The organism is Cupriavidus sp. 21MJTG02-4 (genome assembly GCF_057798975.1).
On the sequence record NZ_JBYOJP010000004.1, the window covers coordinates 365125 to 390428 of the forward strand.

At 64.8% G+C, this 25304-nt stretch carries 21 protein-coding genes; 11 read left to right on the top strand and 10 right to left on the bottom strand.

The genetic code is table 11. The features are described from left to right. Positions 1-29: 29 nt before the first annotated feature. The 3 genes from AC3FKH_RS11045 to AC3FKH_RS11055 all read right to left on the bottom strand — a co-directional run bounded on the left by AC3FKH_RS11045 (position 30) and on the right by AC3FKH_RS11055 (position 5549). Positions 30-3878, bottom strand: coding sequence for a response regulator (locus AC3FKH_RS11045; RefSeq protein ID WP_488675451.1), 3849 nt, complete (start codon positions 3876-3878; stop codon positions 30-32). 3 nt (positions 3879-3881) lie between these two features. Further along, positions 3882-5015 (bottom strand): response regulator, encoded by a 1134-nt coding sequence (locus AC3FKH_RS11050; RefSeq protein WP_488675452.1) that lies wholly within the window; start codon positions 5013-5015, stop codon positions 3882-3884. A gap of 210 nt (positions 5016-5225) precedes the next feature. Beyond that, a complete protein-coding gene (locus tag AC3FKH_RS11055) occupies positions 5226-5549 on the bottom strand; it encodes a thioredoxin family protein (RefSeq protein WP_488675454.1) in 324 nt (107 codons plus the stop codon). Between the two features lie 314 nt (positions 5550-5863). Between AC3FKH_RS11055 and AC3FKH_RS11060 the strand changes: the two genes are divergently transcribed. The 4 genes from AC3FKH_RS11060 to AC3FKH_RS11075 all read left to right on the top strand — a co-directional run bounded on the left by AC3FKH_RS11060 (position 5864) and on the right by AC3FKH_RS11075 (position 10764). Further along, the gene (locus AC3FKH_RS11060; RefSeq protein WP_488675455.1) at positions 5864-7432 is read left to right on the top strand and encodes a fatty acid--CoA ligase; all 1569 of its coding nucleotides are present in this window, start codon (positions 5864-5866) and stop codon (positions 7430-7432) included. Between the two features lie 256 nt (positions 7433-7688). Then, a complete protein-coding gene (locus tag AC3FKH_RS11065; protein ID WP_488675457.1) occupies positions 7689-9173 on the top strand; it encodes a Fic family protein in 1485 nt (494 codons plus the stop codon). An 84-nt stretch (positions 9174-9257) separates the two neighbouring features. Further along, a complete protein-coding gene (locus AC3FKH_RS11070; RefSeq protein ID WP_488675459.1) occupies positions 9258-9611 on the top strand; it encodes an ArsR/SmtB family transcription factor in 354 nt (117 codons plus the stop codon). Positions 9612-9708: 97 nt separating this feature from the next. Next, positions 9709-10764 (top strand): alkene reductase, encoded by a 1056-nt coding sequence (locus tag AC3FKH_RS11075; protein WP_488675460.1) that lies wholly within the window; start codon positions 9709-9711, stop codon positions 10762-10764. Between the two features lie 108 nt (positions 10765-10872). Here the strand turns inward: AC3FKH_RS11075 and AC3FKH_RS11080 are convergent, their stop codons facing one another. Next, on the bottom strand, positions 10873-11892 hold the full coding sequence (locus tag AC3FKH_RS11080) for a J domain-containing protein (RefSeq protein ID WP_488675462.1): 1020 nt from the start codon (positions 11890-11892) through the stop codon (positions 10873-10875). Between the two features lie 385 nt (positions 11893-12277). Between AC3FKH_RS11080 and phbB the strand changes: the two genes are divergently transcribed. The 3 genes from phbB (at position 12278) to AC3FKH_RS11095 (ending at position 14797) form a co-directional block, all read left to right on the top strand. Next, positions 12278-13021: an acetoacetyl-CoA reductase gene (phbB, locus tag AC3FKH_RS11085; RefSeq protein WP_488675464.1), complete on the top strand. Its 744-nt coding sequence runs from the start codon at positions 12278-12280 to the stop codon at positions 13019-13021. 181 nt (positions 13022-13202) lie between these two features. Next, positions 13203-13451, top strand: coding sequence for a helix-turn-helix domain-containing protein (locus AC3FKH_RS11090; RefSeq protein WP_488675466.1), 249 nt, complete (start codon positions 13203-13205; stop codon positions 13449-13451). Between the two features lie 5 nt (positions 13452-13456). Further along, positions 13457-14797 carry a type II toxin-antitoxin system HipA family toxin gene (locus AC3FKH_RS11095; protein WP_488675467.1) on the top strand — a complete coding sequence of 447 codons (1341 nt, stop codon included), beginning with the start codon at positions 13457-13459 and terminating at the stop codon, positions 14795-14797. A 23-nt stretch (positions 14798-14820) separates the two neighbouring features. Here AC3FKH_RS11095 and AC3FKH_RS11100 read toward each other — a convergent pair whose 3' ends face one another. The 4 genes from AC3FKH_RS11100 to AC3FKH_RS11115 form a co-directional block, all read right to left on the bottom strand. Then, positions 14821-15609: a COG4705 family protein gene (locus AC3FKH_RS11100; RefSeq protein WP_488675469.1), complete on the bottom strand. Its 789-nt coding sequence runs from the start codon at positions 15607-15609 to the stop codon at positions 14821-14823. A gap of 177 nt (positions 15610-15786) precedes the next feature. Next, positions 15787-15945: a hypothetical protein gene (locus tag AC3FKH_RS11105; protein ID WP_488675471.1), complete on the bottom strand. Its 159-nt coding sequence runs from the start codon at positions 15943-15945 to the stop codon at positions 15787-15789. A gap of 252 nt (positions 15946-16197) precedes the next feature. Then, positions 16198-16695: a hypothetical protein gene (locus tag AC3FKH_RS11110; RefSeq protein ID WP_488675473.1), complete on the bottom strand. Its 498-nt coding sequence runs from the start codon at positions 16693-16695 to the stop codon at positions 16198-16200. 206 nt (positions 16696-16901) lie between these two features. Then, entirely contained in the window at positions 16902-17363 is a 462-nt protein-coding gene (locus AC3FKH_RS11115) for a fumarate hydratase (RefSeq protein WP_488675474.1), read from the bottom strand. Between the two features lie 401 nt (positions 17364-17764). Between AC3FKH_RS11115 and AC3FKH_RS11120 the strand changes: the two genes are divergently transcribed. The 3 genes from AC3FKH_RS11120 to AC3FKH_RS11130 all read left to right on the top strand — a co-directional run bounded on the left by AC3FKH_RS11120 (position 17765) and on the right by AC3FKH_RS11130 (position 20095). Further along, on the top strand, positions 17765-18229 hold the full coding sequence (locus AC3FKH_RS11120; protein ID WP_488675475.1) for a response regulator: 465 nt from the start codon (positions 17765-17767) through the stop codon (positions 18227-18229). 64 nt (positions 18230-18293) lie between these two features. Beyond that, the gene (locus AC3FKH_RS11125) at positions 18294-18419 is read left to right on the top strand and encodes a hypothetical protein (RefSeq protein WP_488675476.1); all 126 of its coding nucleotides are present in this window, start codon (positions 18294-18296) and stop codon (positions 18417-18419) included. A 146-nt stretch (positions 18420-18565) separates the two neighbouring features. Then, positions 18566-20095, top strand: a complete 1530-nt coding sequence (locus tag AC3FKH_RS11130) for an argininosuccinate lyase (protein ID WP_488675478.1) — start codon at positions 18566-18568, stop codon at positions 20093-20095. A gap of 95 nt (positions 20096-20190) precedes the next feature. On the opposite strand, the gene bcsZ is transcribed toward AC3FKH_RS11130, so the two are convergent. Both bcsZ and AC3FKH_RS11140 read right to left on the bottom strand, forming a co-directional pair. After that, on the bottom strand, positions 20191-21351 hold the full coding sequence (gene bcsZ / locus AC3FKH_RS11135) for a cellulose synthase complex periplasmic endoglucanase BcsZ (RefSeq protein ID WP_488675479.1): 1161 nt from the start codon (positions 21349-21351) through the stop codon (positions 20191-20193). A 129-nt stretch (positions 21352-21480) separates the two neighbouring features. After that, positions 21481-23730: a glycosyltransferase gene (locus AC3FKH_RS11140; protein ID WP_488675481.1), complete on the bottom strand. Its 2250-nt coding sequence runs from the start codon at positions 23728-23730 to the stop codon at positions 21481-21483. Positions 23731-24158: 428 nt separating this feature from the next. Here AC3FKH_RS11140 and AC3FKH_RS11145 point away from each other — a divergent pair, with 428 nt between their 5' ends. Further along, positions 24159-24533 carry a hypothetical protein gene (locus AC3FKH_RS11145; protein ID WP_488675483.1) on the top strand — a complete coding sequence of 125 codons (375 nt, stop codon included), beginning with the start codon at positions 24159-24161 and terminating at the stop codon, positions 24531-24533. The last annotated feature ends 771 nt before the right edge of the window (positions 24534-25304 follow it).

Below are 25304 nucleotides of genomic sequence, written 5' to 3' on the forward strand. Positions count from 1 at the left end.
GACCGGCCCGGGCCACTGGGGCCGCGTCGCTAGCGCTTGCCGTCCTCCAAAATCTCGACCGCACCTTCGAAGTCATAGTTCTCCACCGCCTCGCACAGGCGGCGGAAGCGATCGGCATCCAACGCCTGCGCCAGCCGCTGGCGGTTGGCCGCAAGCGTCAGGCTGGCCTCGCTGGCGCCATCGGTCAGCTGGCGGCGCAGATGGTCGAGCACGTCCGCCGTGCTGGGGGACTGGGTGGCAAGCGGAGCGGCCGGTTCCGGGGTTTCCGGCGGCAGGTGCTGGCGCAGGGCTTCGCACAGGCTGGCATGCGCCTGTTCCAGTGCCTGTAGCAAAGCGAACGGATCTTCCGCCGCCATTCCCATCAGCGCGCACTCCAGCGATGCCGAGGCCCCCGCCACGTGCCTGGCGCCAAGGTTGCCGGCCAGGCCGGCCAGCGCGTGCGCCAGGCGCGCGGCCTCGGTACGCTCGCCGCCCCGCAGCAGCGCGGCGATCTGCGCCGGTGTGCGGGCATAGCCCGAAAGCAGGCGTTTCAGCAACTGGAGGAACGTGTCGATGCTCCCGCCCACCCGGGCGACGGCGCCATCGACATCGACCAGACCGGTGGCAGCCAATGCCAGGGTCCAGTCCGGCGCGGCATCCCCCGCGTCAGGTCCTGGGCGTGCCACTACGGCGTCCTGCACGGCCAGCGGACGGTCATGCCAGCCTAAGGCCTCCTGCGCGCCCGCGCCGGTCCTTGACGGCGTGCCGGTCAGCCAGCGGTGCAGGGTCGTGAAGAAGGTGGCGGGACTGATGGGCTTGGGGATATGGTCGTCCATGCCCGCGGCCAGGGAGTGGTTGCGGTCTTCGGGCAACGCGTTGGCCGTCATCGCCACCACCGGCATCGACGCCAGCCGCGGATTGGCGCGGATGTGGCGCGTGGCTTCGAAGCCGTCCATGACCGGCATCTGCATGTCCATCAGCACCAGGTCGTAGTCCTGGCCGGCCAGCAGTTCGAGTGCGATCGCACCGTTCGCCGCCGTATCGGGCGTGATGCCGGCCTGCTGTAGCAGGTGGGTGGCGACCTCGCGGTTGATCTCGTTGTCTTCGACCAGCAGCACGCGGGCATGCGGCAGCGTCCAGCTTGGCCCCGTCACGGACTTCGGCGCGCCCCGGTCGGCCAGGCGCCCCGGCTCCGACGCCAGCACGCGCATGGTCGCGTCGAACAGGACCGACGGGCTGACGGGCTTGTGCAGCGTGGTCTCGAAGCCATTGCGCTCACCTTCGCGCACGACTTCTTCGCGGCCGTTGGCGGTAATCATCAGCGGGCGCGGACGCTGGCCCTGCAAGGACATCGCGGCCAGCCTGCGCACGGTTTCGATGCCGTCCAGCCCGGGCATGCGCCAGTCGATGTAGACCGCATGGTAAGGATCCGATATGGCGTCCGCATGCTGGATGGCGGCCAGCGCCTTTTCGCCCGATTCGGCTTCGTCCGCGCGGAAGCCAAAGCCGCGCAGCATGGACGCAATCACCTGGCGCGCATAGCCGTGGTCATCGACCACCAGCAGGCGGCGCCCCGCGAGCTCCGGTTGCACCAGCAATGCCGGCGCCCGCCTGGTGCCCGGCAGCAGCGACAGCTCGAACCAGAACGTACTGCCCTTGCCGGCCTCGCTCTGCACGCCGATCGTGCCGCCCATGAGCGTAACCAGGCGCTGGCTGATGGCCAGCCCCAGGCCGCTGCCGCCATATTGACGCGTGGTGGAGCTGTCGGCCTGTTCGAAGCTGCGGAACAGCCGCGGCATGGCATCGGCATCGATACCGATGCCCGTATCGCGCACCTCGAAATGCAGCCGGACCCGCGTCTCGGCTTGTTCGCCGGCGCAGCGCGCGACGCGGATGGCAATCTCGCCGCGCTCGGTGAACTTGACCGCATTGGTGGTGAAGTTGATCAGCACCTGGCGGATGCGCAGCGGATCGCCGCGCAGTGAATCGGGCACGTCCGGCTGTACATCGACCACCAGTTCCAGTTGCTTGGCGGCGGCGCGTTCGCTGACCAGGTCGCCCACCGTGCGCAGCAGGCGCTCCAGCGAGAAATCGATCTGCTCGATCTCCAGCTTGCCGGCCTCGATCTTCGACAGGTCGAGGATGTCGTTCAGGATGCCGAGCAGGTGCTGGCCCGCACGCTGGATCTTCTCGATGTAGTCGCGCTGCTGTGAGTCCAGATGGGTGCTGAGCGCCAGGTGCGCCATGCCGATCACGGCGTTCATCGGCGTCCGGATCTCGTGGCTCATATTGGCCAGGAAGCTGGCCTTGGCCTGGGCGGCGGACTCGGCTTCGTTCTTGGCCTTGGCCAGCTCCGCGTTGGCCACGGCCAGCTCGCGGGTGCGCTCCCACACCTTGTGCTCGAGCGTCTGCGACATCTCCTTCAGTTCGCGGTTGGCACGCTCCTGCTCGGTAATATCGATGCCTACCGCGCCCACGCCCACCACGGCCTTGCTGGTCGGGTCCTGCACCGGGAAACGCATCATCCGCAGCTGGCGGGTGCCTTCCGGCGAGGCCAGCGCGTAGATCTGCTCTTCGGCCTGGCCGGTGGCCATCACGCGTTCCTCGATCTCCCAGCGCTCCTGCGTGCCGCCGGGCATGACCGCCAGCTCGCGGTCGGTCTTGCCCAGAAGCGCATCCCGCTCCTGTCCGAGCAATGCCTCCAGGGACGGATTGAGCTGCAGGAAGGCATGGTTGCGGTCCTTCAGGTGCATGATGGCCGGCGAATGGTCCAGCAAGGCCCGCAGCCGCTCTTCGCTCTGCGCCAGCTTGTGCTGGCTCTTGCGCAGGGCCCAGGCCGCCACGGCGATCAGCAGCATGATGGCGCCCGCCATGCTGGCCACCACGGTGCGCGTGGACAGGTAGGAGCTGAGCGCCTCCTCCATGTCCTGCTCCAGGATCAGCCCGCATCCCAGTGCCGGTATCCATAGCCCCGCCCCGGCCGCGCGCTGGCCGCGGTAGTCGCGGTAGCCAAAGCCCAGCTGCAGGGTTTCCGATTGCAGCACTTGCTGCGCCATGCTCGTGAGCGGCGCGTCATCGGCGGCACGCCAGCGGCCGTTGCCCAGATCGGTCGGCACGCGCAGGCGCAGGTTGAACATGGAAGCATCGCCGGGCTGGAGCAGCCCCTGTCCGGCCAGCGTCTCGTCGAACCGGCTCGGCGAACTGAGGCGGCCGTCGCGGTCGATCACATATAGCTCGCCCGAGTTGCCGAAGCGCGCGGCCTTGAGGATCTGCAGCATCACGGCATATGGATCGATGCGCAGGCATAGCGCGCCGACCACACGATCATGGTCCCACAGGCGCGAACACACGATCTGGAACGGACTGTGGCCCGCCGGCCCGACCGGTCCGTCCTGGAGCAGCGGCCCCGGGTACGGCGCCGACACCGACGCACCGTTTTCACGCGCACGCGTCGCGGTGGCGGCGGCTTCGGGCTGCAGCGTCTTGCCGTTGCGCTCGACCAGGTCGGACACCAGTATGCGGTTATCCATCGTGATCAGGCCGTAGCCGATATAACCGTTGGAGCGGTACAGCGGCGTGATCCAGTTGACGAAGTCGCGCAATTGTTCGGGACTGGGCTGCGCGCCCTTGGCCAGCAGCGGCCGCGCCAGGCGGACTGTCTCGTCCAGCGTGCTCATGGAGACGGCGCGGCGGCGCTGGTCGGCGGCCCAGGTCTCAAGCTGTCGCGCGGTGGTGTTCACGGTGGCACCCAGGCGCGCACCGACGCTGGCCTGCTCGTTCTGGCGCACCATCGACATAGCGGCGAACGCCACCAGCCAGACCGCCAGGATCAGCAGCGCGCCGTAGGCCGGCAGCGAGCCGCGCAGCCAGAAGCCTGCGTGGGAATCGGGCTTGGACATCGTTCAGATGGCGGGCGCGGCCTGGCGCTGCGGCGCGTGCGCGGGATCGGCAAAGCGCAGCGCAATGGCGTGGAATTCGTCGGCAATGCGCTCGAATGCGTCGACCATGCCAGGGTCGAAATGCCGGCCGCGGCCTTCCAGGAGGATGCGCACGGCTTCCTGGTGCGAGAAGGCCGGCTTGTAGACGCGCCGTGAAATCAGCGCGTCATAGACATCGGCCAGCGCCATCAGGCGGGCCGACACGGGAATGGCATCGCCGGCAAGCCCCTCCGGATAGCCGGTGCCATCCCATTTCTCATGGTGGTACTGGGCGATTTCGCGCGCATAGCGCAGGAAGGAATCGCCCGTGCCGCACTGGGCCTCGGCATCGGCAATGGCATCGCGTCCCAGCAGTGTGTGGGACTTCATGGTCTCGAATTCGTCCGCGGTCAGCTTGCCCGGCTTGAGCAGGATCCGATCCGGAATGCCGACCTTGCCGATATCGTGCAGCGGCGCGGACTTGAACAGCAGGTCGATGGTGCGGTCGTCCAGCTGCGCGCTGAAGCGCGGGTCGTGGCGCAGCGCGCGGGCCAGGGCCCTGACGTAGTGCTGGGTCCGGCGGATATGGTTGCCGGTCTCGTTGTCGCGGGTTTCGGCCAGCGCGGCCAGCGCAATGATGGTGGCGTCTTCGATCTGCGTGATTTCACGCGTGCGCCGCTGAACCTCGGCTTCCAGGTACGCCGACCGGTCGCGCAGGAAATCGTGCGCCTGCTTGAGCGTGAGCTGGCTGGCAATGCGGGCGCGGGCCACGGGCGGGCTGACCGGCTTCATGATGTAGTCGACCGCGCCGACCTCGAACCCGCGCGCTTCATCGCGTTCGTCCGTGCGGGCGGTCAGGAAGATCACCGGGACATGCGCGGTGGCCGGGTTGGCCTTGAGATGGCGGCAGGTTTCATAGCCATCCATCTCCGGCATCGATACGTCCATCAGGATCAGGTCCGGCGCCGACGACGCGGCCAGCTGCAGCGCCTTGGCGCCACGGTTGGCCACGCGCACGCGGTACTGGTCCTGCAGCATTGCCACCATGGCGGCAATGTTCTCCGGAATGTCGTCGACGATTAGGACGGTGGGTCGCTGCTCGGGGCTGTCGGCGCTCATGTTCAGGCTTAGGATTGGCCGGCCGGCTCGCTGATGTGCGAAGCAGCCATGTGCCGGATTCAGGGACCAGGCGCCCACGGGGAGTGCTGCCACCCGCAGGGTTCGCCAATCGAAGAATCGGCCGGAACGAGCGAAACCTGTTCCCTCCTGAAGCGGGGATTGCAAGCACGCTTATCTATCCTGCGGGGGTGCCCGGCAAGCCGGGCGGGCTCAGGCAATGCCCGCCATGGCCTCCAGAATGGGCGCGGCATCGGCGGGCCTGACCAGGCGCGATACCTCCTGGCCATCGCGCAGGAACACCAGCGTAGGCCACAGCTTGACCCGGAACGAGCGCCCGAGCGGGCGGCCGCTGCCGTCTTCCACCTTGATGTGCCGCAGGCCGGGGTAGCTGGCAAAGGCCTGGGCCAGCGCCGGCTGGGCACCCTGGCAATAGCCGCACCAGCCGGTGCCGAATTCAAGCACCGTGGCACCTGGCAGGGCGTCGATCTCCGCACGCGCGGGCGCGTCGGAAAGGTATTGGTCGGTCATTGGCATCGCAGCGTCTCCTCCGGAAGCGGGGCTATGTCTTTCCATGCAGGCGGCTGGTTGCCTGCTGCGAAGCAACTACCGTACCGGCGGCGGAGTCTGCCATGCCACCGCCCTTCAGGCCAGCTTCCTCGCCCCGCGCATGGCCGGATCGGCGCCCCGATACGCAATTTCAACAACGCCAGTCGCCAGCGTGCCGCTTCAAGCATAAGAAAAGAGGAAATCGTTATTTCACATCCAGGTAATCCCCGCCTTATAGTTCGCGATTCTCGCGAACGAAACGGGCGTACGGGCACGCTTGCCCGAGCCCCTGGAGCACAAAGTTGACTGACGGCCTGACGCTTGGCGACACCCTTTCCTGGCCCGCGCGCTACCTGCCGCGCAAGACCGCGCTGGTCACCGGCACCGGTACGGCACGGCGCGCGTGGACCTATGCCGGCCTGGATGCCGAAGTCAATCGCCACGCCAATGCCCTGCTCTCGGTGGGCCTTGGCAAGGGCGACGTCGTAGCGGCCTTCCTCTACAACACACCGGCCTTCGTCTTCACGCTGCTGGCCTGCGCCCGCATCGGCGCGGTGTTCAACCCGGTCAACTATCGCCTGGCCGCACAGGAACTGGCCTACATCCTGAACGATGGCAAGGCCCGGGCGCTGGTGTTCGAGCACGAAGTCGCGGCGGTCGCGGAAAAGGCCGCGGCGCAAGCCACCGGCACGCCGCTGCGGATCTATGCGGACGACGGCGAGGCGCCGTCGTTTGCCACGCACCACCTGTCCACGCTGGCCGCCGGCCAGCCCGCCACGGCGCCGGAGGTCATGGTGCACGAAGAGGATCCATGCATCCTCATGTACACCAGCGGCACCACGGGCCGGCCCAAGGGTGTGGTCCACACCCATCGCAGCAAGCTGTTCCACAACGCGATGATGCATCAGGCGATGGGGCTGACGCGCGAGGACGTGGGCCTGTCGGTGGCTCCGCTCAACCACACCGCCGAGCTGCACACAAGCTTCCTGCCCCGGCTGCAACTCGGCGCCACGCAGGTGCTGCAGCGGCGTTTTGATGCGGGCGAGGCCTGGGCACTGGTCGAGGCCGAGCGCGTCACGCACTTCTTCGCGGCGCCGACCATGGTTGGCATGCTGCTGAACCATCCCGACGCGGAGCGGCGCGACCTGTCTTCGCTGCGGCTGGTGGAGTATGGCGGCGCCTCGATGGCCCCGCACCTGATCCGCGAATGGGATCGCAAGATCGGCGCCGGCCTGGTGCAGGTCTACGGCACGACCGAGATGGGCCCCTGCATGTCCGTGCTCTACCCGCACGAGCAACTGAGCCACGCGGGCTCGGCAGGCCTGCCGTCGCTGGGCCACGACCTGGTGGTGGCCCGCCTGCGCGACGACGGCGAGCCGACCGATCCATTCCTGCGATGCGAACCCGGCGAGGTGGGCGAAGTCCTGGTGCGCGGTCCGTGCATGATGCGCGGCTACCTGAACCGGCCCGATGCCAACGCACGGGCGCTGGCCCATGGCTGGTACCACACCGGCGACCTGGGCAGCCTGGACCACGACGGCTACCTCTGGATCCGCGATCGTATCGACTACATGATCAACTCGGGCGCCGAGAACGTTTACCCGCGGGAAGTGGAAGACGCGCTGATCGAGCATCCCGCCGTGCTGGAGGTCGCGGTCCTCGGGGAATCGGATGCGACCTGGGGCCAGGTGGTCGGCGCCTATGTCGTCAAGCGCCCGGACGCGCAGGTCAGTGCCGAACAGCTTGATGCGTACCTGCTGCAAGGGGACCGGCTGGCCGCCTACAAGCGGCCGCGCCGCTACCATTTCCTGGACGCGCTGCCCAAGACCACGAGCGGCAAGATCCAGAAGCATATGCTCCGCGCCGGCTGATGGCGGCACGAGCGGTGTTACCGGCCTAAGGATTTCAAGGGCTGCCCGGGCAATTGGGCAGCCCTCTTCACATACTCGTCTGACAAAAAAACGTGCCGATGCGACGGGTATGACAATAATCCGTGGGCCGTGAGAAAAATCTGTAATGTCGGCGGAATATCCTCCAACTGCCGCGGAGCGCCCGATGGGCCACAAATTGGAAAAAAATCAGGCGACCGTGCCAAAATGGCAAAAAACATGATCTGCTGAGAAAAAAATGAGCGCAGTCGGATATGAGTTCTTGCGGCGCGAACTGGGCCTGAGCGCGTTTGCCACCGAGGTACCTGCTGAAGTCCGGCCGGTCACCAAGGTCATGCCTGCAAACGGGCTGCTGGCAATCCCCGCGCATGTCGCGCCGGGTTCCGGCGACGCGCTCGACCACGTCCTGTTCGCCCTCAAGCATGAAGGCGTCAATCTGCAGATCCTGGCGCAGGCGCTTCGCCGCATCCCGGCAGACCGTATGCTCGCCGCAGTACGCCAGACCCCGAACGGCCAGTACATCCGCATCGCCGCCTTTCTTTGGGAACACTTCAACGGCGAAGCACTGCCCGAGCGGCCGGAGATCACCGTCGGCTATGTGGACGTGTTCGATGGCACGCGCTACCTCACTGGGCAAGCGCATCGCGATCCCAGGTGGCGCGTGAATTTCAATGGCCTTGGTCCGCTGGAGTACTGTCCGACAGTGCGGCGCACGCCGGCCATTGAAGCGGCCATAGCCTCAGATATCCTGGGCCGCGCTGACCAGTTCCTGTCAAGTCTGGGTCCGGCCATGCTCGACCGTGCGCTGGCCTGGGCCTACCTCCATGAAACAGAGGACTCCTATGCCATCGAGCACGAAACGCCGAGCGAGGAAAAATCGCGCGCGTTCGTGCAATTGCTTCATCAGGCGCACGAGGGCCAGCGGCTGACCGAGGAATATCTGGCCGAGCTGCAGTCCTCGACCGTCACCAACCCTTTCGACCAGGCCAGCCAGTTCCGACACGAGCAAAACTGGTTGCGCGGCCCCGGGCGCGGCGCCAGCGGCGTCACCTATGTACCGCCCTGGCCGGAAGTCGTCGCGCCGCTGATGGACGCATGGATGGTGTTCGCCAATGACGTGCCGCGCCAGACCGACCCGATCGTGGCCGCCAGCGTCGCCTCGTTCGGCTTTGTCTTCATCCACCCGTTCATGGACGGCAATGGCCGCCTGTCGCGTTTTCTTTTCCACAAGGCCCTGTGCGCGTCCGGCAAGTTGGCAAAGGGCTTGCTGCTGCCGGTGTCGGTAGCCATGAAGCGCAATGAAGCAGACTACCTCGCCACGCTGCAGACCTTTTCAAAACCCGCGCGCGAGCGCGTGAAGGTGACCTGGATCGACGAAGGCGACTACCGCTTCGAATTCAGGACAGACGACACGATTTTCCGCTATTGGGATGCCACCGCCTGCGTGGAGTTCGGCTTCCGCATGGCCGCTCAGGCGCTCGACGTGGAGTTGCGCCAGGAAACCGCTTTCCTGCAGCGCTACGACCACGTGATGCGCCGCGTGAACGATCAGGTCGATATCCGCGGCAACGACCTGGCGACGCTGGTCACCCTTTGCCTGTCCGGGGGCGGCAACATCTCGCAGAAAAAGCGCAAGCGGTACGCCGGACGCGTGCCGGAAGCCAGCTTCGATGTGATCGAGGCAGCCGTCCGCGCGGTGCTGGACAACGTCGACGAGGATTGAACAAACCCGCACCCGTCAAGGGGTCATGCAGACCCTCCGCTTATATCGTATAGTCGCGATATACAGTTTGCAGCTTCCCGATATATGGTTCGCGAATCACCGAAACAACCCGCGCCGGACAACGCCCCTGCCAAGCCCGGGATCGACGTGGATGCCATCCACAAGGCCCTGGCCAATCCGGTGCGGCGGAACATCCTGGCCTGCCTGCGCACGCCGGAAGCGTACTTCGCCGCGCAGGAGTACCCGCTCGACATGGGCGTCTGCGCGGGGCTGATCGACGCGCACTGCGGGCTGTCGCAGTCGACGGTCTCGGCACATCTCGCGACGCTGCAGCGTGCCGGGCTGATCCGTGGCCGGCGCATTGGCCAATGGGTTTTCTTCAAGCGTGACGAAGAGACGATCCAGGCCTTTCTCGACCATATCCATCAGGACCTCTGACGCCCTGACGCTCTGATTCGTACCGGCCCGGCGCTACCCGCGTCTTGCCATTGCACAGACCCGTGCGTTCTTCCCTCCCGACGAAAACCAAGACCTCATGCCTACTCTCTTCGACCCCATCCGCATCGGCGACCTCGACCTTCCCAACCGCGTCATCATGGCGCCGCTGACGCGTTCACGCGCCGTAGGCGGCGAGCGCGTGCCGAACGCCTTGATGACCGAGTACTACGTGCAGCGCGCTTCGGCCGGCCTGATCATTTCCGAAGCCACCGCGGTGACCCCGCAGGGCGTAGGCTATGCCGACACGCCGGGCATCTGGACCGAGGCGCAGGTCGCGGGCTGGAAGCAGGTGACCGACGCCGTCCACGCCGCCGGCGGCCGCATCTTCCTGCAGCTCTGGCACGTCGGCCGGATCTCCGACCCGATCTTCCTGGACGGCGAACTGCCGGTGGCGCCGAGCGCCATCGCGGCGGACGGCCATGTGAGCCTGGTGCGCCCGCAGCGCGCCTATGTCACGCCGCGCGCGCTGGAAACCGAGGAAATCGCGGGCGTGGTCGCGGCCTACCGCCACGGCGCCGAGAACGCGAGGAAAGCGGGCTTCGACGGCGTTGAAGTCCACGGCGCCAACGGCTACCTGCTTGACCAGTTCCTGCAGGATTCCACCAACAAGCGGACGGACGCCTACGGCGGCCCCATCGAGAATCGCGCGCGGCTGCTGCTGGAAGTGACCGACGCCTGCATCGAGGTGTGGGGCGCCAACCGTGTCGGCGTGCACCTGTCGCCGCGCGGCGACGTGCATACGATGGGTGATTCCGACCTGGCCGCGACGTTCGGCTACGTCGCGCGCGAACTCGGCAAGCGTGGCATCGCGTTTATCTGCTCGCGCGAGGCATTGGGCGACAATCGCCACGGTCCGGCGCTGAAGGCAGCGTTCGGCGGCGTCTACATCGCCAACGAAAAGATGACCAAGCAGACCGCCGAGCGCGTGCTGGCCGCCGGTGAAGCCGATGCCGTTGCATTCGGCCAGTTGTTCATCGCCAACCCGGACCTGCCGCGTCGCCTCAAGCTCGATGCATCGCTCAATGCGCCGCGCCCGGAGACGTTCTATCACCCGGGTGCAGAAGGCTATACGGACTACCCGGCGCTTGCCTGACCAAACCGGCAGGCCCGGTCGCGGCTGCCCTTCGGGCGGCCGCCAGTCAGAACAGCCAGGGGGATCCCCTCCCCTTGGCGAGCGCCTCTGCGCTACTCGACGCCCCGTCTAAAACTCGCTTTCGCCGATTGCCTGGGTTCGTGCATTGCCGCTGCGCGCGGTATTCAGGGTGAGCGACATCCGGCTGTATCGCGTGCCATTGCCTTCGGAGATTTCTTCCAGCTCGAAGGGCTCCGACCTGGAGAGCTTCCCGGTATCCAGGTCCATGAAGCGAACATCGAAGTTGCCCGAAGCCATATTGGAAAACTCGAAGGACGCGCCCGCCTTGATCAACGCGAAACGCACCGGGACCGGGCTGCCCCCTTCGAGCGAGAACACCTTCAGAAAGACATCGGACGGGTTGCGCGAGTTGTCGACCGTCAGCGACGACAATCCACCCGTCTTGCGGATCGGATAGCCGGGAACGTAGCTGGACCATGCCGGCCACGACTGGCCGTTCGGCGCCGCGGGCTGGCGTGCATAGCGAGGCAGCGCTTCTGGCGGCTTTCCCGGCGTGGCGGAAAGCGTGTGCGACTCGGCGGGCGTTGCCGGCACCGTCGCGGCCAGTGGTGTCCACGTCGCGGACTGCCCGGAGTTCTCCACCGGCGTGCGCGAAGTCGGAATGATCAGGTAAATCGCGACCCCCGCCACCACCAGCACGAACAGCGACTTTGAAACCGTGCGGTTCCCTGCCGGCCTGGTCATGCCCTTGGAATTCCCGGAGGCCCGGGCGGCTGTCGAAGCCGCGTTAGCGGCAGAGGCTTGGCGCGCCGCCGAACCCGACCTGGATGCCGGCCCATTGGATGCCCCGGAGGCCGAGGAAGCCGGCCGTGCGCGCTGCGCGGCACGGACCGACGCAGACGCGGCGGCCTTTTCCTGCGCCAGAATCCAGGCATCGTGCTGGGCGCGCCTGGCGGGGTCCATCAGGACCTCGTAAGCCGAGTTGATAATCGTCATGACCCGATGGGAGTCGGACGAATCGCGGTTCCGGTCCGGATGGTGCTTTTGACTTAATGCCTTGTATGCCGCGCGAATAACCTCGGGCGGGGCGTCACGAGAAATCTTCAGATTATCGTAATGGGTATGCATTCTCGCGGCCGGCGCATAATGGTCGCGTCGATTTTACCGCCCGCGACGTGACAAGGGAATCTCGCTTGCCTGCGCTGAGTTAATAAAAAATCACGCGTTGCATGCTGCGGACACCGTCAGCGTCGCGTTTGCCGCATCGCCACAAGGCGCGCATTCCGGACATCCCGGATGTCCATAACCCTCGCTAAGATCAACCTCCTCGATCGCCGGAAATTTTTACAAGAGAGCACTCGGTGGAACCGTCAGGGCCGTTATTTGGAGGCGTCGCGGATCACCTAGAGGCCAGCACACTTCCGCGCAGGGGTATCACCGTTGTCGGTCCATTCAAGTCGGCCTGCGAGCTTCGCAGGCTCGGGGTCTTTTAGCTCTCAGAGGAGAAATCAGCATGACGAAGAAAATCGCAGTCGTTACGGGCGGCATGGGTGGCCTGGGAGAGGCAATTTCCATTCGCCTGCATGACGCGGGCCATAAGGTTGTGGTGACGCATTCGCCGGGCAATACCAAGGTCCGGGAATGGCTCGCCACCATGGCAGCGAACGGTCGCGAAATGGGTGCATACGAAGTCGATGTGGCCGACTTCGAAAGCTGCCAGGCATGCATGGCGAAAATCCTGGGTGACGTGGGCCACGTGGACATCCTCGTGAACAATGCCGGCATCACGCGCGACATGGCCTTCAAGAAAATGGGCAAGCCCGACTGGGACGCGGTGATGAGGACCAACCTCGATTCCGTGTTCAATGTCACCAAGCCACTTTGCGAGGGCATGGTCGAGCGCGGCTGGGGCCGCATTATCAACATCTCGTCGGTCAACGGCTCCAAAGGCGCCTTCGGCCAGACCAACTATTCCGCCGCAAAAGCCGGCATGCACGGATTCACCAAGGCACTGGCCCTCGAAGTCGCCAGGAAGGGCGTGACGGTCAACACGGTGTCACCGGGTTATCTGGCCACCAAGATGGTGATGGCCGTGCCGAAAGACGTCATGGACAGCAAGATCCTGCCGCAGATTCCCATGGGGCGCCTCGGCAAGCCCGAAGAGGTGGCAGGACTGGTGGCTTTCCTGTGCTCCGACGATGCGGCCTATCTCACCGGGGCCAATCTCGCCATGAACGGCGGACAGCATATGGACTGAAGCCGAAGCATCCTGGGCGAGCCATCCTGTACGGGTCGGCCTGCCCATGGCTGCGCGCCGCATCGCCATCAATCGCCCCGTACCTGCAATACGGGTAAATCTTGAATACGCGCAATACAGGTAACTTGCTTTTACCTGCAATGCAGCTAACATAGATTTATCCGTATAGCAGGTATTCCCTATGACGCAAGTGCTTTCGACGACTCCCCAACTGGGCCAGATTCTGCGCTCGGCGCGTCGGGCCAGCAAACTCACACAAGGCCAGGCCGCAACCAGGCTGGGGCTGAGCCAAAGCCGGCTGTCCGCCCTGGAACTGGTGCCTAAAGCTATTTCAGCGGAACAACTGCTGGCTTTGGTGAACCTTTATGGACTGGAACTCATCATCCAGTCCAAAGACACCGCCCCCGCAACCGAAAAGACGGACTGGTAAGCGCAGTGGGAAGAAAGTCACACACCCGGGCGCTTTCAGTCTGGGCCAACGGTCTTCGGGTCGGCACCTGGCGCATCCCGGCGCACAGTCCGATGGAGCTCCAGTACGACAAAGACTGGATGGAATCGGCCGCGGGCCGTCCCTTGTCCCTGTCGCTACCGTTTGGCGTTGATGACTCGCCTTTGAAGGGGGAGCGGGTCCGAAACTACTTTGACAACCTCCTGCCAGATAACGACAACATCCGCAGGCGGCTGGCCACCCGGTTTCAGACCGGCTCCACCGATGCCTTCGACTTGTTGGAAGCGATTGGGCGCGATTGCGTGGGCGCCGTTCAGTTGCTCAAGGAAGATGAGGCGCCGCAGCATGTCGACCGGATCGAAGGCACCCCGCTGTCCAATGCCGACATCGAAAGACTGCTACAGAACACGGTCACGACGACGGGGCCCGGTACGCTGAAGGAAGACGAGGATTTCCGCATCTCCATTGCCGGCGCCCAGGAAAAAACCGCCCTGCTCCGCCATGAAGGCCGGTGGCTGCTTCCGCATGGCGCCACGCCGACCACGCATATTGTCAAGCTGCCGCTCGGCCTGGTCGGCAACCGCAAGGCGGACTTGACGACTTCGGTAGAGAACGAATGGCTCTGCATGCAGCTGGTCAGGGCGTTCGGGCTTCCGGTGCCCGATTGCGAGATAGAGTCTTTCGGCAAGCAAAAGGTGCTGGTCGTAGAGCGGTTCGACCGGCAGCTACATCGCAGCGGCAACTGGATCATGCGATTGCCACAGGAGGACTTTTGCCAGGCGCTCGGCGTGCCTCCGCATCTGAAATACGAAGCAGAAGGCGGACCCGGGATGGTCGACATCACGGGAATCCTGCGGCAATCGCAGACGCCTGACCAGGATCTCGAGACGTTCCTGTCCGCGCAAATCCTGTTCTGGTTGCTGGCCGCAACCGACGGACACGCCAAGAACTTCAGCATCCATATGCTGCCAGGCGGGCGCTACACCCTCACGCCACTCTACGATGTCTTGTCTGCCTGGCCGATTATCGGCGACGGGCCGAATCACATCTCTTACCACAAGGCCAAGCTGGCCATGGCAGTGGATGGCAAAAACCGCCACTACCACCTGAAAGATATCCGGCGCCGCCATTTCAATGCCATGGCTGCCAGGTGTTATGCCGGCGAAACCGCGGAGCCGATCCTTCGGGATCTGCTTGCCAAAGTTCCTTCGGTGATTTCGAGCGTGGCAGAAAGCCTCCCTGCCGGATTCCCGGCCCGGGTTTCCGACCGGATTTTCGAGGGCCTTCAGGCATCGGCGAAGCGTCTGGAAGAGACGGAATCCGCTTAGGCCCCTTGGCGCCCGCATCGACACTATGGCGAAGCCGCCCGGCGCGCCGCACGCTGCGGGATCAGCAGGATGCAGCCCGCGATGAAGGCGATCAACACGCCAGACGCGTAGAACCGGCTGAAGTGCAGGCCGCCTTGTGCAACGGGCTTGTCGAGCAGGTCGCCCAGTGTTGCGCCGAGCGGGCGCGTGAGCACGAACGCGACCCAGAACAACGCGGTACGCGAAACACGGGGCCATAGCCAAAGCACGGCCACGATGACGAGCCCGCCCCCGAAGATTGCCGCGCCGACCTCATAGCCGAGCCCAAGGCCGCCCCTATCCTCGCCGGCCACCCAGTCGCCGAGCGCGGTACCGAGCGTCTGCGAGAACAGGATGGTGATCCAGTAGAACCATTCGGCACGCGCGCTCACGACGCTATCCATCGAAACCGTGCCCTCCACGCGGTACCAGCTTCCAAGGCTGGCCAGCAGGCCCGCAGCGACGATCGCCACGCCGCCTGCATAACCCACGCCCAGCGAACGATCGCAGAAATCCGCGAGCGTCGTCCCAAGCGTCGTCGTGGCGACGATCGTGGTCCAGAACAACCATGGATAAAACCGGCGCGCACGGATCTGCGCCGAGACCAACACCACGAAGGCGGCAAGAAAGATCAGGGAACCGATGAGATAGCCGAGTTTGAGCGACATCGTCAGCCAGTCGCCCCCGGTTTCGCCGAGCGTCGTTGCGGCGATCTTGATGACCCAGAAGCCGAGCGTTACTGCCGGAACCTTGCTGATGGCGTCGTCGATCGGATGCCGGGAGATGGAATGCATGGGAAGACTCCGTAAGCCGCGCAACAGGGCGCGAGCGCAGCTCACGTTGGCTGCTCGTCTCCTTGTTGGATTCCACGACGATCGAAGGTTCAGCAAGCCTTGTGAAGGTTTGTAACGGTCCTGGCCCTGCTGGCGTGTCTTCTTTGATCCGGTAGAAAACCGTCCCGCGATCGCGGCTTAAAGCAATAGCCGGTACATCAGCTGGCTCGCGGCCTGCATGAGCCGGCTGCCGATGTCGGAAATCGTGGATTCAAAGCCCAACACGGTGATCAGGCCGTAGAAGATCGCCCCCAGCAAGGCGACGGACAGCACGCTGGTCTTGACGTTTTCGCTCACGACGCCCCTCGCAAATTGCCGTATCGGGTCAGAATCCCCCGGCATAGCCGCAGCGAGCAGCAGCGTTTTTTATTATCTGGACCCGTCAGGTTCTTTATATAACGGCTGGCCGGCGAGCATGGAGCCATTGCGTGTGGCATCGCGCACACAATGCGATGGGACGTGTGCGGGGCCGCCCCGAGATCTGCCGGGGTAGCGGAGCGTGGGCCGTCAGAGAACCGCCTGGATCGACTTCCTGGATCGCGAAAGGTCTCAGGCCACCCGGCCGAAGCCATCCGCTGCCCAGCGGGCGGCGCGCTCGCGTGTCAGCCGGAAATCAGGTGCGACCTTGACGGTGGCGACCACCTCGCCAAAGGCGTCGACAGCCGTGAGCGTGCCGTAAGGCTCGAACTCGTCAGGCGTGACAACCAGCCTGACCGTCAGCGCTCCCGATCCGGTTTCGATATGGCACTGCTTGTTGAGTTGCGCGTGCAGCTGCTGCTCGTGCCGGCGGATGACTTCCGCCGCGGTCTTCACCAGCGTCTGGTGGGCGGTGGCATCGAGCGGCTTCGGATCGACCTTGTTGCGTCCCATGGTCCACGGACCGACCAGGGCGGGTTCGGCGCTGCCGTCGCGGATCATCTCGACCGCCCAGCCATCGCCATCCTCGTTCTTGATCACCCGGGCCGTCCAGCCCTTGTCTCGCCAGAGTCGAGGCTCGTGAATCGCGGAGGATTCGTCCTCGGGAAGCGTGTCGTCGGTATCTTGCATCCGTCTTGTCGCGCGGGACGCGGAAAGATTTTTCAGTCTTGCATCGCCCGGCGGCGTGGGAAACGCGTTTGGGCGATACAGCGTAAAGCAGATTGAGCCAGGGGGTTCGATGCACGGTCCCGCGGTACAGGGACCTGGGCGGTGACCGTGCGCCCTTCTGGCGTCAATGGGCCGGCAGGTGAATGACTAGCCGGCCGAGGCAAGCATCAGGCCGAAGCCTGGGGCGTCGCGGCGGCCTTCGGCGCTGCCTTCTTCACCGCGGCACGCTTCGGTGCAGCAGGCTTTGCAGCGGCCTTCTTCGGCGCGGCTTTCACGGCAGCCTTGGCGGGCGCGGCCTTCTTCGGCGCAGCCTTGGTGGCGGCGGTCTTGCGCGTGGCCTTGGCGGCGCCGGCGGTCTTTGCCTTCTTCGCCGCGAGCTTGTCCTTGGCGGCCTGCTTCTCGAAACGCAGCGCCGACTTGGCGGCTTCGGCAGCCTGGGCGACTTCGCGCTTGGCCGCTTCGATGGCCTTCTTCGTGTCGGCGCGCAGCTTCAGCAGGCGCTTCTTTGCCGCCACGGCTTCGCGTGCCAGCACGCTGGCCTTTTGCTTCGGTGCGGCGATTTTCTTCGCGGCAGGCTTGCTCTTGGCGACTGCGGCCTTCGGAGCGGCGGCTTTGGTTGCTACGACCATATTTATTACCCGTTGGTTGTGGAGCGCGGAGTATAACCGCTGAAACGCTCTGCCCTGAATCGGCTTTAACGGATAACGGATTTCGGAATGGCTCGCACACGCCCCGCAACCGGATTTCCATCACCTGCCCCTGGTGCGAACTTTTTCGATGGCGTACAACGCGACACGCTCGCGCAATGGCGGCCGCGTCCCCAAGGAGCCGGGCGAAAAACAGGGAACGTGTTACGTTACACGTAACACCCTGGCGGCGTGCCGCCATTCGCACCAGTGGCCGTTTTCGCGGAAGTTCGGCGAAGATCCCGCTGCCTCGGGCCACAAACGGCCCCTTCGACAGGCTGGCACGTCCGTTGCTGTTTCTCTTGTGCGCCAGCAGTGCTCCAAGAACGAAACTGGAAGAGACCATGGACAAGACGAATGCATGTGCCGCCACGCCCGCGCTACTCGCCGAGCAAACGGAACCGCAAGCATGGCCGTGTCGTGACATCGGCCGGGCAGTGGTCATCGACGACACTGCATTGTTCCGGCAGGGCATGCTCCAGATGCTGCGAAACGTCAAAACGCTCGACGTGGTGGAGTCCCTCGATCCGGAGGACCTGCTGATGTTGGGCGCCTCCATGCGGGAGCCGGACCTTCTGGTTTTCGGCATCGCGGCGGATTTGCGAAGCAGCTTGCGCGTGCTCCGGAACATCAACGAAATGCTGGTGCCGAAGCGCCTGCTGATCCTGTCCGACAATATGTGGCTGCACGCGCCGGTTCATGCGCGGCCCGGCATCTCGCACGTACTGCCGAGGTCTGTCTCCCTTGCCACGTTCGAACAGGTGGTTTGCACCATGCTGGCAATCGAAGTCGATGAACTGATGGCCTGATCGGGCTCTGACGAACCTGACGTTTCACCGATCGCAAGCACCTTCCTCCACGACGAGGCATCTCATGCAAAAGACTGTCTTTTCCACCGCGGCCCTGGCCAGCGACTATATGGCCTACCTGACGGTCCATCGCATTCAATACAAATTCTCGGCAATCTCCAGCCACGGCTTTGTCGTCATGGTCTACTGACGGGGATAAGCGCCTGGCGCCCGGGGCCCGTAGCAAGAGACAATACTCGCGCTACCGACTCTTACCCGAGAATACATGCTACGTAATACCGTGGCCGGGATCGGATACGTCGAGGCCTTCAACCCCACCAGCACCCAGGACAAGCCATGCCCCTTGCACGTTGGAAGCACAACGCCTCCCGCATCCTGAAGTCGTCCGGCTTCATCGCTGTTGCCGCGTCGATACTCCCGCATGCCGCACTGGCCGCCGACAACGCTCACCATGACGCCTTCTACTGGCTCGGCGAGATCAACAAGGCGTCCGCCGTCATCAACACCGACGAAGGCCTGCTGGACAAGTCGCTGGCGCCGAAAGTCGCCGGCGCGGTTGCAACCGTGCTGGCCAACGGCGACAAGCCCGGCGGCAAGCGCCCTTCCACCGTGATCACGTTCGAGCCGCTGATGATCCAGGCGGCCGGCCAGGAAGTCACGCTGTTGCACGCCGGACGCTCCAGCCAGGACATGCTTGCCACGGTGCGCGCGGCGATGCTGCGCGAGAAAATGCTGGCGCTGGCCGATCAGCTGAACAAGACTTCCGCCACCATTGTCGGACTGGCCAGGAAACATGCCGGCACCATCGTGCCCAACTACACCAATGGCGTGGCGGCGCAGCCGAACAGCTACGGGCATTACCTGCTGGGTATGACGGCGGGGCTGGACCGCGATGCCGAGCGCATCCGCGAGGCCTATCGCCGCATCGACCGCTCGCCGATGGGCACCACGGTGCTGAACGGCACCGGCTGGCCGCTGAATCGAACCAGGATGGCGAGCTACCTCGGATTTTCCGCGCTGGTCGACAATGCCTATGACGCGTCGCAGATCAGCGCCGTGGACCTGCCGGTCGAGGCGGCATCGATCGTGACCAGCATCGCGCTGCACGCCGGCAGCTTCGTCGAGGACGTCATGACGCAGTATGCCCAGCCGCGCCCCTGGATTCTCCTGCGCGAAGGTGGCGGCAATACCTATGTGTCGAGCGCGATGCCGCAGAAGCAGAATCCCGGGCTGCTGAATTCCACGCGGGAGCGCGCCTCGACCGCGCTGACACTGGCGATGGGGCCGGTCATGCGCGCGCACAACATGCCGCCGGGCATGTCGGATGCCAAGGACGCCGTCGTCAACGGCGAGATGGTCGACAGCGCGATCCGCGTATTGCAGGGCTGGGACAGGATCATGCAGGCCCTCGTCATCGACCCGAAGCGCGCGCTGGAGGAACTCGACAGCGACTGGACCGCATCGCAGGAACTCGCCGACGAACTCATGCGCAAGTACAAGCTGCCATTCCGCGTCGGCCACCATTTCGCCTCGGCACTCGTCGAGTATGCAAAGGCGCATGACATCCGGCCGAGCGCGTTCCCCTACGCCGAGGCGCGGCGCATCTACGCCGAGTCCGTGCGCGACTACAGCAGCAATACCGACTTCCCGATGAGCGAGACGGAATTTCGCGCGGCGCTGGATCCGGTCGCGATCGTCAGCCACCGCGTCACGCGCGGCGGACCGCAACCTGCGGAGATGGCACGCATGCTGAAAGAGGCAGACCAGCGGCTTGCCCAGCAGGATGCCTGGATCCAGGCCACGCGCGGCGCCATCGACGCATCGCTGGCCCGGCTGGACCGGGACTTCAGCAAGCTGCTGAAGTAGGCCCGGCCCCGTTACCCGAGATACCGCTCGCCATGCTGGCGCGAGCGGACCACCTTGGCCGGCACGCCACACGCGACCGCCCCGCTTTCGAATGGCTATCGGCCTCCGAAGGCTGACACCCTGGCAGGAAGTGCTTCCTGCTGCAGGAAGCCGTCCGCGTCGAACCGGTATCGCTGCTGCGCCCACCCCGCGGCAAACAGCAGGAGATTCCTGTCGTAATAGCCAAGCGACGGCCACTGGCGCTCGATATCGCTTTCCATTTTCAGCCGCAGCCTGTCGGCGAGTGGCGCCTGTCCCGCGGCAACCAGGAACGGATAGACGGCGGCAGAGAATCCGGCGGGGCCCTCGCCGAACACTTCCCCCGTCTGCACGTTCACGTAGTGCGGCACCCGGCCGCTGGCGGCAAACGTCTTCGCCATGCCGCCCAGCGCGTTCAGCAGTTGCGCGGCGGACGGATCTGCCGGATTCAGCATGCCTGCCCAAAGGTACGTCCTGATGGCGTCATAGCCGCCGGTCGGACCTTTGGATGGCTCGATCGAAAAGCCGGCGCCGTCCCTGAAACGGCACCAGTCCGGCGCGTAGCCGGCAGGAGCGCTTTGGGCCAGCAGCTTGACCTGGTTCGCGGCGACCGACTGCCAGGGCCCCTCCGGCTGGTGCGAGGCAAGACGGCGCAACAGCTGCACCGGGGCGTAGCTCGGATTCAGCAGGTAGGTCCGCTCGGCCAGGCGAAATCCGCTTTTACCGGGGATCAGGATAAAGCTCCCGTCAGCCAGGCGCGCCATGTCGCTGGACCGGATGGCGGCAAGCATTTCCGTGCCCAGTTGCCGGCATGCCGGGCGCTCCCACAGGCGCGCCGCCTCCAGCAAGGTGTACGCCATCCAGAGTTCGGCATCGGTCGCGGTATTGCTGTCGAGGGTGCCCCAGTTGCCGTCCTTGCGCTGCCCCCACAGCCATGCCGGCGGTTGTGCGCGGTCAGTCCAGAGGTGGTTCAGCGTCCAGTCCAGCAGCAGGTCGAAGCGAGCCTTGTCATTGGCGACCAGCGCAAAGAACAAGGCATAGGCCTGGCCCTCGGATGTCGTGCGGGCCTCGCGGGCGTGCTCGATGACGCGTCCGTCCGAACTGAGGGCGTCGCTGGCATAGCGATCCCACAGCGTCCACGAGGGCTGGGAGACGGCCCGCGCGAATCGTATGCGGCACCCGATGCCCGCGGAAAATGCCAGGGTGCTCGCGATCCAGTGCCGCCGGCTGCGGTTCATGCACGGCCCTCCCCGGTGAGGTTGCCAGAATGTGGTCACACGATTCTGGCGGGGCGCGCGGCCGCTGGCAACACAACTTGCTGGCAAGCCGGCGCAAGCACCACACCAGCCCCCCTCCCTGGAACGGCCCTATTGTTGCCGTGGTTGCCGTGGTTGCCGTGGTTGCTGTGGTTGCCGCGCCAGCGTGGCGGGCGCGGCGTTGTAGAGATGGATCGCGCCGGTCGGGGTTTCCAGCATGCCCGCCGGACTCAGGCTGATGTGCTGCTCGGACTGCCGCCCCGCGATGCGCTGGCGCAGCACCGTATCCGCGCGCACGTCGAAGGCCATGCCGCTCGCGATCATCGACAGCGCATGCCCGGCCTCGCCCTTCGCGTAGGCGACGGCAATCGGCGAGGAGGCATCGCTGCCTTGCTGCGACAGCAGGCCCGGCTCCCAGATCTCGTCGTTGGGCGGCAGGCTGGCATCGCGCCGCAGCGCGCTCGCCAGCCGCGCCAATGGCGGCGCCTGCCGTTCGCGCAACCGGCCCATCTCGAACTGGAGGCTGCTGCCGAACAGGAAGGTATCAAGCATCCGTCGCGCTTCGGGAGACGCCCACTGCAGGTGCAGCTCGATCAGGCAATCCTCCTCCCCGGAGACGCCTTGCCGGGACGTGAAGGTGGCAGCCGCATCACAGCGGACCACGGCATTGGGCAGGTGCACCTCCACATCCACCTTGGCCTCGCGGGGTAGTGCCGGCACGACTTCGCCACGGTAGAGCGCGCTGCTTGCCGACAGGTCCACGGTCAGCCCAAAGAACGACTGGTTCTGCATGGTGAGCGTCAGCGGAATGCGCAGCGGAAAGCGGTAATCCCCGCCGGCCCGGCTGCCGACCCGCAGGCTGAATCGCGCCAGCAGGATCGCTGTCCAGACCGTCACGCTTGCCCAGAAAATCGAGATGATCCCGGCGCCCAGCGGAATCTCGTCCTGCACCATGCGGGCAATGCCAGCCGGAATGCAAGCGACGTTCAGCACGCCGACGCCGAGCGAGGGGGCCAGCCACAGCCACGTCCTGCCGCGCTTGTTGAAGTCCTTGCAGGTCACGGCGAACGACACCCTCCTGCGGAACAGGCCCGTGATCGTCAGCATGAACGCGAAAAAGCGCGCCATGCCGTATTGCTCGTTGAGCAGGAACGAGACGTAGCCCCTGCCCAGCTCCAGGAAGACCAGCAGGGAAGCCAGGTAGTAGACCGAGAAGATCGCGAAGAAGGTCCACGTCGAGCCGATGATCGGCAGCATGCCGAAGCCCAGCACCGCCGGCGGCGTCAGGAAGAAGACCAGCTTCTGCCAGCCCTCGAAATAGATCAGCATGGACGCCAGGTAATTCAGCCGCTGCCCAAGGCTCAGGCCGCGGCTGAAGACCACGCCCTCGCGCCGCAGCACCTGCATGGCGCCCGTGCCCCAGCGTATGCGCTGGCTCAGGTAGGTATCGATGTTGTGGGGCGCCAGGCCATAGGCGAGCGACTCGGCGTGGTAGACCGAGCGGAACCCCTTTTTGTGGAGCCGGATCGACGTATGGATATCCTCGGTCACCGTGTCGACCGCAAAGCCGCCGACGGCTTCGAGCGCGGACCTGCGCAGCAGCACGCAGCTGCCGCAGAGGAAGCTGGCGTTCCAGGTGTCCTTGCCGCGCTGGATCACCTTGTAGAACACCGACTGTTCGCTCCAGACCGCCTCGCCGGCAACACGATGGCTGAAGGCGTCGACATTGTAGAAGTCCTGGGGCGTCTGCACGAACGCCACCTCCGGATCGGAGAAGTATCCGAGCGTCTTGGACAGGAAGTCCTTGCGCGGGGCGTGGTCGGTATCGAAGATCGCGACGAATTCGCCGCCACTGTATAGCAATGCGTGATTGAGATTGCCTGCCTTGCCGTTTGCATTCACGCCGCGCGCGAGATACTTGCAGTCGAGTTGCGCCGCCAGCTTGCGCATTTCGTCCCGATTGCCGTCATCGAGCAGCCACGTCACATGGGGGTACTGGATGTTCTTGGCGGCCAGCAGCGTCCTGCGCACGAGCTCCGCGGACTCGTCATAGGTCGGCACGAAGACATCGACGCTGACGCCGCTCAGCGCAGGCGGCGCCTCCCGGACGCTCATCCGGAAGGTCATCATCACGTAGCACAGGCCGTTCACGAAGCCGAACAGCTCGGCGGCGTACAGGGCCAGCGACAACCCCATCGCTTCCGGGTTGAAGGTGCCGCTACGCCAGATGAAATAGATGATGCCGCTGAGGATATAGGCGGCCACCAGGATCCGGACAGACAGTGCCGGCCTTTCCAGTGCAAAGCGGGGACCGAGTCCCGGAGCATCTGTCGACGCCTGCCCATCCGTCTGTGCGGCCATCACCTTTCCTCTCCAGCCTTGCGCGGCACGGGACCATGGCCTCGCGTCGACGCGGATCGTTCGAGCATTGAGTCTTGTTATGGCGTGGACGGGCTTCGGTCTACGTGACGGCACGTATCAGGCAAGCCGGTGCACAGATACCGGCATGGCCGAGGGATATGGCGACAACGATCAGCCCATCTTCCCGATGGTGTGGCCCGATGGCCTGCGCTCACCCTCGACGACAAGGTGGACAGGGGCCGGACTCATCAGCAATGAGGATAGGGAAGGACGGAACCGCGCGGGGACCTGCGATGTGGCCTACCGAACATTGCGCGGACCCGGCACGGCGCTGCCCTTGGCGCTTCGGCAAGCTGCTCAGGCAGCGACCTGCACTGCGCGGCCGTGCGGTATATTCCGCTCTTCGACAATACGCGTTAGCAACCGGCATGGCCAAGAAATCGATTCGGGTATCGCATATCGGGATACCCGGTGAACTGAGTGTCCTGAAACTGAAAAGCTACCTGCGATCCGCACTCGCTGAGGCGGCGCAAGGCACTGGTGATAACGAGATCCTGCTCGTCAAGGTGCTGGTGCCGCAGCCACTGGGCCTGCGTGCCGGAGAAAAGCTGTTCGACAAGGTCTTGCAAGGGATCGTCGACAAGGACCCGCGCGTGAAACGGGTGTCGGTCGAATTTATCGACGGCGAAGTGACGCCCGCGAAGATCGCGGAAAGCCAGGCGCGAACGCAAAAGGAAATTGATGCATACGGGCACTTGCTCGAGGCATCGACGGATGACGAGCCGCCCGACCAGACCAAGTGATGATGCCTGTTATGTCGGTGGAGCGAATAGGCGTTCAGAATGAATACGTTCTGAACGAACGCCTCGCTGATCCGGGCGAATATTATTCAGGCATGCCCGAGTGCTAGACGCAGGCCATCCGCCCTCTTGATGTGCCCGCTCCCTCCCCGGACCGACGCAGGCTCTTTCGGACCTGGCACCGGAATGAAGCCTTCCCCAAACAAGACGCGCCGATAAAACGGGACAGCTTCGCCGGGCCTTATCAGAGATGCTCCTCGACTGCTGATTCGCTCGCCGGCCGCGCAATGCCTGGCGCCGGATGGGATCCGCGATCAGGGGCGGGCCATGCTCCGTTGGATGACGAACGTTTTGTGTTCATCAAAGCATAGCTTGCCGGGCACGGGGCATTACATTTAGCGAAAGCCGGATGAGACCAAACAATCGCTTGAATCTGGGTTACGGCAATTGTGCGGACTTTTGCTTGTCGACCCAGCCCGGACCGGCGTTTCCCCGGCGTCGGTCCGCCTTTTTTGTTCAGAGTTGATCTCAGAAATGGAAGCACCAGCATCTGCGCCGTCGATGTCGTCCCGCCTGCCGACTAGTGAGCCGCGTAGCAGCCGAAGGCGATGATGCGATAACGGTGGCAGTGTCGGGCCACGGACAGTTTCGGGGCTCGTTCAATCATTGTTGGAGAGCCTGCATAGGGGCGCGCTCCACGCGGCAGGCAGCGGGGCAGACTCTGAAGCGAATACCCGTACGAAATTCCTCGCACACTACGATCAATATTCGCCC